This is a genomic window from Rhizobium sp. BK316 (genome assembly GCF_014193695.1).
GTDB lineage: Bacteria > Pseudomonadota > Alphaproteobacteria > Rhizobiales > Rhizobiaceae > Rhizobium.
The window spans coordinates 1-15,320 of sequence record NZ_JACHZR010000008.1 but is presented as its reverse complement, the minus strand read 5'-3'; the positions used below and the strand labels follow the sequence as shown (position 1 = coordinate 15,320).

The 15,320-nt window shown below is 59.9% G+C and carries 12 protein-coding genes and 1 pseudogene; 9 read left to right on the top strand and 4 right to left on the bottom strand.

Translation table 11 applies throughout. The features are described 5' to 3' along the window. Both FHT87_RS28345 and FHT87_RS28340 read left to right on the top strand, forming a co-directional pair. On the top strand, nucleotides 1-858 hold the full coding sequence (locus tag FHT87_RS28345; protein ID WP_183734239.1) for a carbon-nitrogen hydrolase family protein: 858 nt from the start codon (nucleotides 1-3) through the stop codon (nucleotides 856-858). Further along, nucleotides 855-1,283 carry a DUF1178 family protein gene (locus FHT87_RS28340; RefSeq protein ID WP_183805982.1) on the top strand — a complete coding sequence of 143 codons (429 nt, stop codon included), beginning with the start codon at nucleotides 855-857 and terminating at the stop codon, nucleotides 1,281-1,283. The genes FHT87_RS28345 and FHT87_RS28340 overlap by 4 nt, the downstream gene beginning before the upstream one ends. Nucleotides 1,284-1,330: 47 nt before the next feature. Here the strand turns inward: FHT87_RS28340 and ubiG are convergent, their stop codons facing one another. Both ubiG and FHT87_RS28330 read right to left on the bottom strand, forming a co-directional pair. After that, on the bottom strand, nucleotides 1,331-2,077 hold the full coding sequence (gene ubiG / locus FHT87_RS28335) for a bifunctional 2-polyprenyl-6-hydroxyphenol methylase/3-demethylubiquinol 3-O-methyltransferase UbiG (protein ID WP_183805981.1): 747 nt from the start codon (nucleotides 2,075-2,077) through the stop codon (nucleotides 1,331-1,333). 168 nt (nucleotides 2,078-2,245) lie between these two features. Further along, the gene (locus FHT87_RS28330) at nucleotides 2,246-2,722 is read right to left on the bottom strand and encodes a BA14K family protein (protein WP_183734233.1); all 477 of its coding nucleotides are present in this window, start codon (nucleotides 2,720-2,722) and stop codon (nucleotides 2,246-2,248) included. Between the two features lie 410 nt (nucleotides 2,723-3,132). On the opposite strand from FHT87_RS28330, the gene FHT87_RS28325 reads away from it, so the two are divergent. From FHT87_RS28325 to clpB, 7 genes and pseudogenes are all read left to right on the top strand, one after another. Beyond that, nucleotides 3,133-4,407 carry an aspartate kinase gene (locus FHT87_RS28325; RefSeq protein WP_183734231.1) on the top strand — a complete coding sequence of 425 codons (1,275 nt, stop codon included), beginning with the start codon at nucleotides 3,133-3,135 and terminating at the stop codon, nucleotides 4,405-4,407. A 90-nt stretch (nucleotides 4,408-4,497) separates the two neighbouring features. Next, complete coding sequence (gene ptsP, locus FHT87_RS28320) at nucleotides 4,498-6,765, top strand: phosphoenolpyruvate--protein phosphotransferase (protein WP_183734229.1); 2,268 nt, start codon at nucleotides 4,498-4,500, stop codon at nucleotides 6,763-6,765. A 28-nt stretch (nucleotides 6,766-6,793) separates the two neighbouring features. Beyond that, entirely contained in the window at nucleotides 6,794-7,873 is a 1,080-nt protein-coding gene (prfA, locus tag FHT87_RS28315) for a peptide chain release factor 1 (protein WP_183805979.1), read from the top strand. Then, nucleotides 7,870-8,739 (top strand): peptide chain release factor N(5)-glutamine methyltransferase, encoded by an 870-nt coding sequence (gene prmC / locus FHT87_RS28310; RefSeq protein ID WP_183805977.1) that lies wholly within the window; start codon nucleotides 7,870-7,872, stop codon nucleotides 8,737-8,739. Before prfA ends, prmC begins: the two co-directional genes overlap by 4 nt. Nucleotides 8,740-9,085: 346 nt before the next feature. Then, on the top strand, nucleotides 9,086-9,775 hold the full coding sequence (locus FHT87_RS28305) for a DUF4167 domain-containing protein (protein ID WP_183734224.1): 690 nt from the start codon (nucleotides 9,086-9,088) through the stop codon (nucleotides 9,773-9,775). 84 nt (nucleotides 9,776-9,859) lie between these two features. After that, a pseudogene (locus FHT87_RS28300) lies at nucleotides 9,860-10,029 on the top strand (DUF1214 domain-containing protein); the annotation flags it as partial. 200 nt (nucleotides 10,030-10,229) lie between these two features. Next, on the top strand, nucleotides 10,230-12,833 hold the full coding sequence (gene clpB / locus FHT87_RS28295) for an ATP-dependent chaperone ClpB (protein WP_183734222.1): 2,604 nt from the start codon (nucleotides 10,230-10,232) through the stop codon (nucleotides 12,831-12,833). Between the two features lie 69 nt (nucleotides 12,834-12,902). On the opposite strand, the gene FHT87_RS28290 is transcribed toward clpB, so the two are convergent. Next, the gene (locus FHT87_RS28290) at nucleotides 12,903-14,846 is read right to left on the bottom strand and encodes a M23 family metallopeptidase (RefSeq protein ID WP_183805975.1); all 1,944 of its coding nucleotides are present in this window, start codon (nucleotides 14,844-14,846) and stop codon (nucleotides 12,903-12,905) included. A 234-nt stretch (nucleotides 14,847-15,080) separates the two neighbouring features. Beyond that, nucleotides 15,081-15,320: hypothetical protein (locus tag FHT87_RS31050; protein WP_210277928.1), on the bottom strand; the 240-nt coding region annotated here is incomplete at its 5' end.

Below are 15,320 nucleotides of genomic sequence, written 5' to 3'. Positions count from 1 at the left end.
ATGAGTTTCACGGCCGCCGCCATCCAGATGTGCTCCGGTGTCGATCCGGAGCGGAATGCTGCTTCGATGGTGCGCCTCGTCCGGGAAGCCGCCGCAAAGGGCGCGACTTATGTGCAGACGCCCGAAATGACCGGTATGCTGCAGCGCAACCGCGCAGCGGCAAAGGAAGTGCTGCGCGACGAGAGCAATGACATCATCGTCAAGACCGGCTCGGCGCTCGCTGCCGAACTCGGCATTTACATGCATGTCGGCTCGACGGCGATTGCACTCGATGACGGCAAGATGGCCAATCGCGGATTCCTCTTCGGACCTGACGGCAAGATCCTGAACCGCTACGACAAGATCCACATGTTCGATGTCGATCTCGACAATGGCGAAAGCTGGCGCGAAAGCGCCGCCTACCGGCCGGGGTCTGAGGCACGCGTGCTGTCGCTGCCTTTCGCCGAGATGGGTTTCGCCATCTGCTATGATGTGCGTTTTCCGCAGCTTTTCCGTGCGCAGGCGGTTGCCGGCGCAGAGGTGATGACGGTTCCGGCCGCTTTCACGAAGCAGACCGGCGAGGCGCATTGGGAAATTCTGCTGCGGGCGCGCGCCATCGAAAACGGCGTCTTCATCATCGCCGCCGCGCAGGCCGGCCTGCATGAGGATGGCCGTGAGACATTCGGCAATTCGATGATCGTCGATCCCTGGGGCAAGGTGCTCGCTTCGGCCGGCTTGGCCGGCGAGGCGGTCATACTGGCGGAGATCGATCCGGCCGCCGTGAAGGCTGCGCATGACAAGATTCCGAACCTTAAGAACGGTCGGGAGTTTTCCATCGAGAGGATTGCGGGGGAAATTTCAGGAGGCGTAGCAGCTTGATCCGCTATTCCCTTATTTGCGAGAATGCCCACGAGTTCGAAGGCTGGTTTTCCGAAAGTGCCGATTTCGATCGCCAGGTCGCGAGCGGTTTTCTGACCTGTCCTGTTTGCAATTCCGGCTCCATCTCCAAGTCGCTCATGGCGCCTTCCGTATCGACCGCACGCAAGAAGGATGAGATGCAGGTCGTCGCCATGGATACGGCCCGCCGCGAAGCCTTTGTGAAGCTGAAGGAAGCCGTTGCCGCGATCAAGGCGAATTCCGAAGATGTCGGAACCCGCTTTCCCGAGGAGGCTCGCAAGATCCACTACGGTGAGGCGGATGCCCGCGGCATTATCGGCCAGGCGACACCCGATGAAGCGCAGTCGCTGGTGGAAGAGGGCATTGATATTGCTGCCCTGCCGATTCTGCCCGAAGACGTGAACTGATATGCGGGCGGCTGGTCTTTCATAATTTTGGCCTGCATGCGGCGCGATCAGGCTGGCCGTTTTGCCAGCAGCATGTAATTCACATCCATGTCCTTCGACAGGTTCCACTGGTTTGCCAGGGGATTGAAGAAGACGCCGGTACGGTCGACAATATCGAGACCGCTTGCCGTAAGCGGCTTTTCCAGTTCTTCCGGGCGTACCAGCTTCTCATACTGATGCGTGCCGCGCGGCAGCCAACGCAGGACGTTTTCGGCAGCGAAAATGGCAAGTGCGGCCGCCTTCATGGTGCGGTTGATCGTGGCGACGAACATCAGGCCGCCCGGCCGGACCATGCTGGCGCAGGTATTCATGAAAAGCTCGACATCGGCCACATGCTCCACCACTTCCATGTTGAGCACGATATCGAAGGTCTCGCCTGCCTCGGCGAGCTGCTCGGCGGTGACGGCGCGATAGTCGACCGCAACACCCGATGCCTTGGCGTGGGTGGAGGCGATGCCGATGTTCTTTTCCGAGGGATCGGCGCCGACGACTTTAGCGCCCATACGGGCGACCGGCTCCGACAAGAGGCCGCCGCCGCAGCCGATATCGAGCACACGCAGACCTTCAAGCGGCTTGGCAGTCTTCGGACTGCGCGAAAAATTCTCGGCTGCCTTATCGCGGATATAGGCCAGGCGAACAGGATTGAACTTATGCAGCGGCTTGAACTTGCCGGTTGGGCTCCACCACTCCGCTGCCATGGCGGAAAAGCGATCGACTTCAGCCTGGTCGATGGTGGTCTTTGCCGCTTCGTTCATCTGCCGCTCCTTCATGTCCTGTCAGTGAAGTCGGACGATCGAGGCGATAAGTCAAGGGTGCTCAGGTCGCACTGGAAGCTTGGCAAGGACCGTAAAAAATCGAGTGAGCCTGAAGACACTAAAAAAACCCCGCGTCTTCGCGGGGTTTGTATCAAAGGGGATGTCGATTCAGCGGCACTGACGGCGCGGGCCGTATGTGGGTTGGTACGTGTTATCATACGCGCGGTACGAGCGATAACGGCTGTAGCAGTAATCGGCATGCGAACTGCCTGTACGCACACGCGGCTGCGAGGCTATGATGCCACCGATGATCGCCCCGACAGCCAGACCCCCGATAATGGCGCCGGTATTGTCATAGCGGCGATAATAGCGGTCGCGGTAGTAGCGGTCGCCATAATAGCGGCGGTCCCATCCGCGATTATAGCGATAACGATCCGAATAACGATAATTATAGCCGCCCCAGCCTCGGTCATAACGAGGGCAGTTCGTGAAATTGTTGCAGCCTACCTGCAAAAGGTCGGTTTGGCTGCCTTCGGTCTGCACCGCCCCTTGGGCCGGGTTCGCCGTGTAAGCCGGTCCTGCCCAAGCAGGCATTCCTGAGAATGCGGTTGCTATCGACAGTGCAATTATCGCTAATTTTCTCATTCTACTCACCAGCTTTCTTGTGACGCATCTATTGCGATTTAAACGCATTTGGGGCCGTTAAGTTCAACCGCCTCCATGCCCCTGATTTACCGACATGGTAAGTAGGCGCTTTTACAGCAGTCGCAGGGACCGTTTCTGACGAAATCCCGCCGCCTCCACTTCGCCCTGTCCCCGCCCTTGCCACCCCCTGTCAAACTCGCTAAGAGACGCGCCAACTTTCGTCCTTGGTTGGCGGGGCTTTAGAAGCGTTCCAGAAACCAGTATTTCCGGGCTCTTCGGCCATTCGACAGTCGGGGTTTTCTGATGCCCGGGAGGGCAATGCGTCTCCCGGCGGTTTGTGAATGGCGCGTGGCGTACCGGAGAAGCAAATCCCGTTTCCGGCAATCTCGCGCGGGTCGTGGTAGAGGCTTATGGCACGCATCGTTATGAAATTCGGCGGAACCTCCGTCGCTGATCTGGACCGCATCAAGAACGTTGCCCGCCACGTAAAACGCGAAGTCGATGCCGGCCATGAAGTGGCGGTCGTCGTTTCCGCCATGTCGGGCAAGACCAACGAGCTGGTTGGCTGGGTTCAGAACACGCCGAAGGTGATCGGCGCGAACTCTCCTTTCTACGATGCGCGCGAATATGACGCTATTGTCGCCTCCGGCGAGCAGGTCACGTCAGGCCTTCTGGCGATTGCGCTGCAGAGCATGGGCATCAACGCCCGTTCCTGGCAGGGCTGGCAGATCCCGATCCGCACCGACAACGCCCATGGCGCGGCGCGCATCATGGAAATCGAAGGGACCGATATCATCAAGCGCATGGGCGAGGGACAGGTCGCGGTCGTTGCCGGCTTCCAGGGTCTTGGCCCTGACAACCGCATCTCGACGCTCGGACGCGGCGGGTCCGATACGTCTGCCGTGGCGATTGCGGCTGCTGTGAAGGCTGATCGCTGCGATATCTATACCGATGTCGACGGCGTCTATACGACCGATCCGCGCATCGAACCCAAGGCACGGCGCCTGAAGAAGATCGCTTTCGAAGAAATGCTGGAAATGGCGTCGCTCGGCGCCAAGGTTCTTCAGGTACGCTCCGTCGAGCTTGCCATGGTGCACAAGGTACGCACCTTCGTGCGTTCGTCTTTCGAGGATCCCGATGCTCCGGGCATGGGCGACCTCTTGAATCCGCCCGGAACGCTGATTTGTGACGAGGATGAAATCGTGGAACAGGAAGTAGTCACCGGCATCGCCTATGCCAAGGATGAGGCTCAGATCTCGCTTCGCCGTCTTGCCGACCGGCCAGGCGTTTCCGCCGCGATCTTCGGGCCGCTCGCTGAAAGCCACATCAACGTCGACATGATCGTTCAGAACATCTCTGAGGATGGTTCGAAGACGGACATGACCTTTACCGTTCCCTCTGGTGATGTCGAGAAGGCCATCAAGGTCCTTTCCGATAATAAGGAGAAGATCGGCTACGACGTCGCACAGAGCGAATCGGGTCTGGTGAAGGTCTCGGTCATTGGCATCGGCATGCGCAGTCATGCGGGCGTTGCAGCGACTGCCTTCCGGGCACTTGCCGAAAAAGGCATCAACATCAAGGCAATTACAACCTCAGAGATCAAGATTTCGATCTTGATCGATGGTCCTTATGCAGAACTCGCTGTCAGAACTTTGCATTCCTGCTACGGTCTGGATAAGAATTGATTCCCAGCGGGCGGTCTGCCCCTTCAGGTTGAAGATGCGGCCGGTCCTTCTGGCCGCACTAAGCGTTTATTTCGGGGAGCTTGAGACGCAATGAGAGACCTTTCCGGCGGTCCGCGCGTGCTGCTCAAGCGGCTGCGCGAATTGATGGCGGAGCCGCTGGAGCCGCAGGAGCGACTCGACCGGATCGTGCGCCAGATCGCCAGCAACATGGTGGCGGAGGTCTGCTCCGTCTATGTGCTGCGCGCCGATGGCGTTCTTGAGCTCTATGCTACCGAAGGTCTCAAAAAGGAAGCCGTCCACCTCTCGCAGCTGAAGATGGGACAGGGCCTCGTCGGCACGATCGCCGCATCGGCTCAGCCGCTCAATCTTTCCGACGCACAGTCGCATCCGGCTTTCCGTTACCTGCCGGAAACGGGCGAAGAAATCTATCATTCCTTCCTCGGCGTGCCGATCCTGCGCACGGGCCGCTCGCTAGGCGTTCTTGTCGTGCAGAACAAGGCGAGCCGCAATTATCGCGAAGAGGAGCTGGAAGCGCTCGAGACGACGGCGATGGTTCTCGCCGAGATGATCGCCACCGGCGAACTCAAGAAGATCGCCAAGCCGGGCCTCGAACTCGACCTCACCCGCTCGGTCACGGTCGACGGCGATACGTATAATGACGGGATCGGCCTCGGCTACGTCGTGCTGCACGAGCCGCGTATCGTTGTTACCAATCTGCTGAACGAGGATGCGGAGAAGGAAATCCGGCGGCTGGCGGAAGCCATGGGTTCGCTCAGGATCTCCATCGACGACATGCTGTCGCGGCGTGACGTTTCCATGGAAGGCGAGCATCGCGAGGTGCTGGAAACCTACCGCATGTTCGCCCACGATCAGGGCTGGGTGCGCAAGCTGGAGGAGGCGATCCGCAACGGCCTGACGGCGGAAGCGGCGGTCGAGAAGGTCCAGAGCGACACCAAGGCGCGCATGATGCGCCTGACGGACCCTTATCTGCGCGAGCGGATGCATGATTTCGAGGATCTGGCGAACCGGCTGCTGCGCGTGTTGACCGGCTATACCGGCCGCACGACCGCGGAGGGCTTTCCGAACGATGCAATCATCCTGGCGCGCGCCATGGGCGCGGCGGAGCTCCTCGACTATCCGCGTGCCAATGTTCGCGGTCTGGTGCTGGAAGAGGGGGCGGTGACGAGCCATGTGGTGATCGTCGCGCGCGCCATGGGCATTCCGGTCATCGGCCAGGCAGCGGGTGTCGTGGCACTGGCGGAAAACGGCGATGCCGTCATCATCGATGGTGACGAGGGTCATGTGCATATCCGGCCGATGCCGGAGCACCAGCGCTCCTACGAAGAAAAGGTTCGTTTCCGTGCAAGGCGGCAGGAGCAGTTCCGGGCTTTACGGTCCGTCGAACCGGTTACCCGGGATGGGCAGCGCATACAGCTTCAGATGAATGCAGGGCTGCTGGTCGACCTGCCGCAGCTGGCAGAATCGGGAGCCGAGGGCATCGGGCTTTTCCGCACCGAGCTGCAATTCATGATCGCCTCCACTATGCCGAAAGCGGAAGAGCAGGAGATGTTCTACCGCAATGTGCTGAAGCAGGCGGGCGGTCGCGTCGTAACCTTCCGCACGCTCGATATCGGCGGCGACAAGGTGGTGCCTTATTTCCGCGGTCACGAGGAGGAAAACCCGGCGCTCGGCTGGCGGGCGATCCGCCTTTCGCTCGACCGGCCGGGGCTCTTGCGCACGCAGTTGCGCGCTTTGCTGAAGGCTGCTGCCGGCGCCGAGTTGAAGCTGATGGTACCGATGGTGACTGAGGTTTCGGAACTCCGGCAAGTGCGTGAACTGCTGCAAAAGGAAGTGCAGCATTTGTCGCGCTTCGGCCATGGCCTTCCGCGCAAGTTGCAGTTCGGCGCGATGCTGGAAGTGCCGGCCCTGCTTTGGCAGCTCGACGAGCTGATGGATGCGGTCGACTTCGTCTCTGTCGGATCCAACGACCTCTTTCAGTTCGCGATGGCGGTCGACCGCGGCAATGCGCGGGTTTCCGAGCGCTTCGATCCGCTGGAGCGGCCGTTCCTGCGCATCCTGCGTGACATTGTGCGTGGTGCGGACCGCAACAAGACGCCGGTGACGCTATGCGGTGAGCTGGCCGGCAAGCCGCTCTCGGCTATGGCGTTGCTCGGCGTCGGCTTCCGCTCCATCTCCATGTCGCCGGCCTCGATCGGACCGGTCAAGGCGATGCTTCTTGGGCTTGATGTCGGGGCGCTGGCGGCGGCGGTCAATGAGGCGCTGGACGACCGGCATGCAACGACGCCGATGCGCGAAGTGCTTGCCCGCTTCGCCGAGAGCCACAATATTCCCCTTTAGACGTATATTAGAAGAACAGGAGCAAGGGGTGGCGAAGCTTCCCATTGAAAAGATGCGCGAGCTTGAGCGCCGCTTCGGCGAGATCGAGGCGCGCATGTCGGCCGGCCCGTCGGCCGATGTCTATGTAAAGCTCGCATCCGAATATTCCGAACTGCAGCCGGTGGTGACCAAGATCCGCGCCTATCAAAGGGCTGTGGACGAGCTTGCCGATCTGGAGATCCTGCTCGAGGACAAATCCGTCGACCGCGAAATGCGCGACCTTGCCGAGCTCGAACTGCCTGACGTGAAAGAACGGATCGAGGCGCTGGAGAATGAAATCCAGGTCCTGCTGCTGCCGAAGGATGCAGCCGACGAGAAAAGCGCGATCCTGGAAATCCGCGCCGGCACCGGCGGCAATGAGGCGGCCCTTTTCGCCGGCGACCTCTTCCGCATGTATGAGCGTTATGCGGCCGCACACGGCTGGAAGGTCGAAGTGTTGTCGGCGAGCGATGGGGAAGCTGGAGGCTACAAGGAAATCATCGCGACGATCACCGGCAAGGGCGTCTTCGCCAAGTTGAAGTTCGAATCCGGCGTGCACCGCGTGCAGCGTGTGCCGGAGACGGAAGCGGGCGGGCGTATTCATACCTCGGCGGCGACCGTTGCCGTTCTGCCGGAAGCCGAGGAGATCGATATCGAAATACGGCCAGAGGATATCCGCATCGATACGATGCGCTCCTCGGGTGCGGGCGGCCAGCACGTCAATACGACGGACTCGGCGGTGCGCATCACCCACCTGCCGACGGGTATCGTCGTGACCAGCTCGGAAAAGTCACAGCACCAGAACCGCGCCAAGGCCATGCAGGTGCTGCGTTCGCGACTTTACGATGCCGAGCGGCAGAGGGCCGACAGCGAACGTTCTGCCGACCGCAAGAGCCAGGTCGGCTCGGGCGACCGCTCCGAGCGCATCCGCACCTATAACTTTCCGCAGGGGCGCGTAACCGACCACCGCATCAACCTGACACTCTACAAGCTCGACCGAATGATGGTCGGCGAGATCGACGAAGTGGTGGATGCACTGCTTGCCGACTATCAGGCGAGCCAGCTCGCACAGCTTGGCGAACAGCAATGATCCTATCCGGGCCGACGGTTTCAGAGATCTTTGCCGAGGCCCGGCGTCGCTTCACGGAAGCGGGCATCGACGATCCGCAGACCGATGCGCGGCTGCTGATTTCGGGACTTCTGAAGCTTTCGCCGACCGAGATGCTGACAGCCGGACACGAGCCGGTGTCGGAAGAGCAGGCAGGCAGTATCGGTCGGGCCATCGAAAGGCGATTGAATCACGAACCGGTACACCGCATTCTTGGAGAGCGGGAGTTCTACGGCCTGCCGCTTTGGCTTTCCGCCGGCACGCTTGAGCCGCGGCCAGATACGGAAATTCTCGTCGATACGATCATTCCTTATTTGCGCGATCTTGCAAAGACGGAGGGCAATCTCCATATCCTCGATGTAGGAACTGGGACCGGAGCGATTTGCCTTGCGCTCCTCAGCGAATGTCCGGAAGCATCAGGCATCGGCAGCGACATTTCGACCGATGCACTTGAGACGGCAAGATCAAACGCAGAAAGAAACGGATTGCAGGATCGATTCACGACCATTCGATCGAGCTGGTTCGAGAACATCCGCGGGACGTTTCATGCGATTGTCTCAAATCCGCCCTATATTGCTTCCAGTATCATTCACGATCTCGCTCCCGAAGTGACGAAATTTGATCCGGCTGCAGCTCTGGACGGTGGCTCGGATGGGCTTGACGCTTACAAAGCCATAGCAAAGGATGCGGCGAGGTTCGTACGGCCAAATGGAGTCGTCGGACTAGAAATCGGCTACGATCAGCGAAACGATGTGACGGCGATCTTTGAAGCGCAAGGCTTCAAGTGCCTCAAATCCGTGAGAGATTATGGTCAGAATGACAGAGTGCTCGTGTTCTCGCCGGCATGACCGGCGACAAATTGCAGCATCGAACTGGACATTGTTGCTATTGCGAAGAAAAGGCTTGGATTTCCTGAGGAAGCAATATAGGTTGCCCTTACGCGTTGGGCGCATAGGAATGAACGAGATTCGTTCGGTACTTGCTCAGCCTCGGGGGTCTGCTCTTTTAGACGAGAGTTTCAAAGGTTGAACACGACCCAATGCGTGAATCAGTCAAACTGACTTGAAGACAAGCGGCAGGTCGGCGCGAAGGCGCACTATGCTTGCGGCACGAAGGCCCTGATCCGGATGAACCGGTCTTGGCGATTGGTGCCATGTATCCAATCACAAACAGAAGAATTCAGGTGAACGATCGATGAGGCCAGGACAGCAGAACAAGCGCGGTCGAGGGCGTGGCAATAACAATGGCGGCGGTGGAAACAACAATAACAACAATTTCAACCGCAAGGGTGGAAACCCGCTGACCCGGACCTACGACAGTTCCGGCCCCGATGTGAAAATCCGCGGTACTGCTCAGCACATAGCTGAAAAATATGCGCAGCTCGCCCGTGACGCACAGAGTTCCGGTGACCGCGTCATAGCTGAGAATTATCTGCAGCACGCCGAACACTACAACCGCATCATTGCGGCCGCACAGGCGCAGATGCAGGAACGCTTCCAGCGCGATGACCGCAGCGATTACAATGATCGTGACAATGCGGACCGCGATGGTGACGAACTGGATACGGCAGATAATGACGACGTCGTCATCGTTCAGCCGCCTCGCCAGCAGCAGCGCGAACAGCAGCAGGCCGCTCCGGCAGCGCCCGTGCAGCAGGCGGAAGCAATTGACGGAACCGGCCCGCAGCCGGAAATCGAAGGCATTCCGGCTGAAGTTGTGATGGAAGAGGAAGGCTCAGCTGCACCGCAGCGCGAGCGTCAGCCCCGCCGCCGCAACGCCGGCAGTCGCCCGCGCCGTCCGCGTCGCGGCGCTGAAGGCGAGGCAGCCGGTGAGGACGGTGCTTCCGCTGAGGCGCCGGTTCTGGCAGAAGCCGCTTCCGAATAAGCACGTCTTCGAATGCGTGATTTGAAAGGCCGCCCTCACCAGGCGGCCTTTTCCATTTGTGAAGCCCCGTCGGCCGACTGCGGCGGCTCCATCGACCTTTCTTTCGGACCGAAAGCCCCCAGGGGCGAGGAAGCCAACTGGCTGCCGACGGACCCCAAGCGGCAGTTCGAGCTAATGTTTCGTGCCAACGGCCCGACCAAGGATTTTTCGACAAGAAGCGGGTGTTGCCGGACGTTGTGTTGATGGGCAAATAGCGGCTGCGAAGGATGAGGCGCGGGCGACAGTTTTCGCGTGTCTCACCCCTTTAAACTCCTGGGATTCTCCACCATATCCTGCACAGTTTGGTTTGCTGCAAATCTCAATGGCGACAAACGGGGCTTGCCTATTGAGGGAGCTCAATCTCAATCATCGGTCTGTGCCTTATGAAGGGCGGGGCGATTCATGGAGGTAACGTATGAATATCGAAAAATACTCCGAGCGGGTGCGCGGTTTCGTTCAGTCTGCCCAGACCTATGCGTTGGCGCAGGGACACCAGCAGTTCACCGCAGAACATGTTCTCAAGGTCCTGCTCGACGACGATCAGGGCATGGCTGCGTCGCTGATCGAGCGCGCCGGCGGTGACGCCAAAGCCGCGCGGCTTGCCAATGACGCCGCTCTTGCCAAGCTGCCGAAGATTTCCGGCGGTAACGGCAACATCTATCTCGCCCAGCCGCTCGCCAAGGTCTTCTCCACTGCCGAAGAGGCTGCAAAGAAGGCTGGCGATAGTTTCGTGACGGTCGAGCGTCTGTTGCAGGCGCTGGCGATCGAAACCTCTGCCTCGACCTATCAGTCGTTGAAGAATGCCGGCGTGACCGCGCAGGCGCTCAATCAGGTCATCAACGACATCCGCAAGGGCCGCACTGCCGACACGGCGAGCGCCGAGCAGGGCTTTGACAGCCTGAAGAAATATGCGCGCGACCTGACGAGTGATGCCCGCGAAGGCAAGCTCGATCCGGTCATCGGTCGCGACGACGAAATTCGCCGGACGATCCAGGTTCTCTCACGCCGCACCAAGAACAATCCTGTTCTGATCGGTGAGCCGGGTGTGGGCAAGACGGCGATCGTTGAGGGTCTTGCGCTACGCATCGTCAATGGCGACGTGCCGGAAAGCCTGAAGGACAAGAAGTTGATGGCGCTCGACATGGGTGCCTTGATTGCCGGTGCAAAATTTCGCGGCGAATTCGAAGAGCGCTTGAAGGCCGTGCTGAACGAAGTTCAGTCCGAGAACGGCGAAATCATCCTCTTCATTGACGAAATGCATACGCTGGTCGGCGCCGGCAAGGCGGATGGAGCGATGGACGCCTCCAACCTGCTGAAGCCTGCCCTTGCCCGTGGCGAGCTGCACTGTGTCGGCGCGACCACGCTCGATGAGTACCGCAAACATGTCGAAAAGGATCCAGCCCTTGCCCGCCGTTTCCAGCCGGTCATGGTCGAGGAACCGACGGTGGAGGATACGATTTCGATCCTGCGCGGTCTGAAGGAAAAGTACGAGCAGCATCACAAGGTGCGCATCGCCGATGCCGCGCTGGTTGCCGCTGCAACGCTTTCGAACCGTTACATCACCGACCGCTTCCTGCCGGATAAGGCAATCGACCTGATGGATGAGGCCGCTGCCCGCCTGCGCATGCAGGTGGACTCGAAGCCGGAAGAGCTCGACGAACTCGACCGCCGCATCATCCAGCTGAAGATCGAACGCGAGGCACTAAAGAAGGAAACCGACGTGGCATCCGCCGACCGGCTAAAGCGGTTGGAAGGTGAGCTTGCTTCTTTCGAGGAAGAGGCTGATGCGCTGACGGCCCGCTGGCAGGCGGAAAAGCAGAAACTCGGCCTTGCTGCTGACCTCAAGAAGCAGCTTGACGACGCCCGCAACGAACTGGCGATCGCCCAGCGCAAAGGCGAATTTCAGCGCGCCGGCGAGCTCGCCTATGGCGTGATCCCGGGTCTCGAAAAGCAGCTGGCCGACGCCGAAAACAAGGAGGACAACAGCCGAAACGCGATGGTGCAGGAGGTCGTGACCCCCGACAATATCGCCCACGTCGTCTCCCGCTGGACCGGCATTCCCGTCGATAAGATGCTGGAAGGCGAACGTGACAAGCTGCTCCGGATGGAAGACGAGCTGGCGAAGTCGGTGATCGGCCAGGGCGATGCGGTTCAGGCCGTATCCCGCGCCGTGCGCCGTGCGCGTGCCGGTCTTCAGGATCCGAACCGGCCGATCGGCTCGTTCATCTTCCTCGGCCCGACCGGCGTCGGCAAGACGGAGCTCACCAAGGCGCTCGCCCGCTTCCTCTTCGACGACGAGTCGGCGATGGTGCGCATGGACATGTCGGAGTACATGGAGAAGCACTCCGTGGCCCGGATGATCGGTGCCCCTCCGGGCTATGTCGGTTATGATGAAGGTGGCGCGTTGACGGAAGCCGTTCGCCGCCGGCCCTATCAGGTCGTGCTGTTCGACGAGATTGAGAAGGCGCATCCCGATGTCTTCAACATCCTGTTGCAGGTGCTGGATGACGGTCGCCTGACCGACGGCCAGGGCAGGACGGTCGACTTCCGCAACACGATGATCATCATGACGTCGAACCTTGGTGCCGAATACCTTACGCAATTGCGTGAGGGCGACGACAGCGAGATGGTTCGAGAGCAGGTGATGGATGTGGTTCGCGGTCACTTCCGGCCGGAATTCCTGAACCGTATCGACGAGATCATCCTCTTCCACCGCCTGAAGCGCGAGGAAATGGGGGCGATCGTCGATATCCAGCTCAAGCGGCTGTTGTCGCTGCTGTCCGAACGCAAGATCACGCTCGATCTCGACGAGGAAGCCCGCGACTGGCTGGCCAACAAGGGCTATGATCCAGTCTATGGTGCCCGTCCGCTGAAGCGGGTTATCCAGAAATTCGTCCAGGATCCGCTTGCCGAACAGATCCTGTCGGGGCAGGTGCCGGATGGATCACTGGTGAAGATCGCCAGTGGTTCGGACCGGTTGCTGTTCCGGACGAAACAGCCGGTCAGTGAAGCAGCGTAAGGCTGCACAGACGAGAATTGAAAATGGCGGCTCTCGGGCCGCCGTTTTTGTTTCCGCGGTATGCGAGAATTATTTGCTTGCGACCTGGTCTGAGGCCGGCTGGTTGTTCAGCAGTGTGTCGATGCGCTTGCGCTCGTCCTCGAACTTGGCGAGCGCATCACCCTGCAGCGATTTGCCACCGGGCAGCCGGATACGCAGCGGGTCGACCTTGGTGCCGTTGACGATCAGTTCGTAGTGAAGGTGCGGGCCTGTTGATTCGCCTGTCGTTCCTACCCAGCCGATCACCTGGCCCTGTCGTACCTTGGCGCCTGGCACGATGCCCTTAGCGATGGCGCTCTGGTGGTTGTAGGAGGATTCATAGCCGTTGGCATGGCGGATGATCGTCTGGTTGCCGTAACCGCCGGAATCCCAGCCGGCCTTTTCGACCGTACCATTACCGGCGGCGATGATCGCGGTGCCGCGCGGGGCTGCCCAATCGACGCCGGTGTGCATGCGCGCGAAGCCGAGGATCGGGTGACGGCGCATGCCGAAGCCGGACTTGAAGATGCCGTTCGGAACAGGGTTGCGCAGCAGGAACTGACGGATGCTCTTTCCGTCCTGGTCGAAGTAATCGATCGTGCCGTCTTCCGGGTCCTGGAAGCGATAGAAACGGGTCAGCGTATCGCCGAAGCGGGCGTTGACGTAAAGAAGCTCGGAATCCTCGGTCGCCTGGCCGTTGCTGTCGGCGACGGAGAAGAAGGCTTCGAGGTAATCCGACGGTTTCAATTGCGCCTGGAAGTCGACATTGCTGGCGAGCAGCTTGATGATCAGCGCTGTCATGTCCTTGGTCATGCCATAGGAAAGAGATGCGCGGTAAATGCCGTCATAGACGCGCGGCAGATTTTGGCCGGCAGGAGGAGCGAAGGAATTATCTTCGAAGGCGGTGGCTATCGCATCCAGCATCGGCGGCTCGCTGCCGGCAACGAAACGGCCCCTGTCGTCGAGCGCGACGGTGATGAGATGGCGGGTGCTGCGATAGACGCTGGCGCGGATGATCTTCGCCTGTTCGCCCTTCTGAATGATGCCGATACGCAGGACGTCACCCTTCGAAAGCTTATCGGTTCCGAGCAGCGGGGCGATGTAACCGGACATGCCGTCTGCCTGCGGCTGCGGATAGCCGGAATCGGTGAGTGCCTTGGCGATCGTCGTATCCTGGCGCACCGGCAGAATGTCGTCGGCGAATTCCTCGGTCTGTGGCGTGATGGATTCAGGCGCCGAGACCGTCATATTCTGCTCAAGCACGCGCGCCGCGAGGCCGGCGGTCAGATCGACGTCGTTGTCCTCGGTGGAGAAGCGGCGCGGATCGACATAATAGAGAGCGGCAAGCTGAGCATTTCCGTCCGTCAGAACGGAGCCGTTGGAGCGGACATTTTCCTCGACTTCGTCAAGCGACAGGCCGGGGGCCATGTTCAGGTCGGATTTGTTGGTCGGGAAGGGAACGGTCTTCAGCGCCACTTCGGATTCGACATCGGAGCCGTAAATTGCGCCGGTGCGGCTTTGCGGTGCCGGCTGGGGTTCGTCGGCCGAGAAGATCGCCAGCGGATCGAAGTCTGGATAATCCTCGGTCGCGACGTGATTGGCAGCCAACATCATCTTCACATGGGAGAAGGGCTGGCGGCGTACGACTTCCTTCTCGCCGTCATGCACGACGGTCGAGACTTCCATGACGGCGCGGTCGGATGGTTTGGCTGCGATGACGGGGGCGATCAGACGGCCGCCGCGGGTAACAGACGTATCCTGATGCGCGTCGGCGGAGGCGCTCGCATAGGCTTCCGCGGGGATTGCCAGCTGCTGACGGCCGTCCAGGGCGGCAAAAAGCGCAACACCCATAAGGATCGAAGAAGTGATGCCAGTGAGGAACGTGCCCGAAAGCCAGCGCAGCGAAACCTCGCGCCGGTCGGGTGCGCGTCGCCCGTCTGCCAGAAGCGGAGGCTCGCTGCCGAGCGAGCGGATCATCATTTTCTCCGTCATCATGGCAGTGGAGTTCGCATCCTTACATTCGATGTCGTTCTGAGCATCCGCGGGCCATCCTGGCTGGGGCGAAAGATGTGCATATTTTGGGCACTGAAGTCAAATCACACCGGAATGGGCACCTTACGTGCGCATGCCTGCGTGAATCGTGCGTGTTTCCTCATGACCAGCAGAATGTGATGATGTCGGGGCGAATATGATCAAAATCGTATCTTCCACAAGAAAACTGAACGACAGTCACGTTTCCCTGGGCTCTCCGCGGCGATCGGAATCCGGAAAACAAGCGAGGTTTGAGGACCCATGTAAATTTCTCTGAAAAAACAATTGGATACAAGAAAGATGATTTTTTCTGAAAACGCCTGTTGACTGTTTCGATGTGTGAGGATTATAAGCCCAGTCACTGACGAGGGCGGCGGCGCTGCTGGCGACGAAGTTCCTCGTTCTGAAGAAATCAAGCGGATTGGCGGGTAGCTGGTT

Bases quoted from the DNA above. Each gene is read 5' to 3' on its own strand.
- FHT87_RS28345 (WP_183734239.1), top strand. From the start codon at position 1: ATGAGTTTCACGGCCGCCGCCATCCAGATGTGCTCCGGTGTCGATCCG.
- ubiG (WP_183805981.1), bottom strand. From the start codon at position 2,077: ATGAACGAAGCGGCAAAGACCACCATCGACCAGGCTGAAGTCGATCGC.
- FHT87_RS28330 (WP_183734233.1), bottom strand. From the start codon at position 2,722: ATGAGAAAATTAGCGATAATTGCACTGTCGATAGCAACCGCATTCTCA.
- FHT87_RS28325 (WP_183734231.1), top strand. From the start codon at position 3,133: ATGGCACGCATCGTTATGAAATTCGGCGGAACCTCCGTCGCTGATCTG.
- ptsP (WP_183734229.1), top strand. From the start codon at position 4,498: ATGAGAGACCTTTCCGGCGGTCCGCGCGTGCTGCTCAAGCGGCTGCGC.
- prmC (WP_183805977.1), top strand. From the start codon at position 7,870: ATGATCCTATCCGGGCCGACGGTTTCAGAGATCTTTGCCGAGGCCCGG.
- FHT87_RS28305 (WP_183734224.1), top strand. From the start codon at position 9,086: ATGAGGCCAGGACAGCAGAACAAGCGCGGTCGAGGGCGTGGCAATAAC.
- clpB (WP_183734222.1), top strand. From the start codon at position 10,230: ATGAATATCGAAAAATACTCCGAGCGGGTGCGCGGTTTCGTTCAGTCT.
- FHT87_RS28290 (WP_183805975.1), bottom strand. From the start codon at position 14,846: ATGATGACGGAGAAAATGATGATCCGCTCGCTCGGCAGCGAGCCTCCG.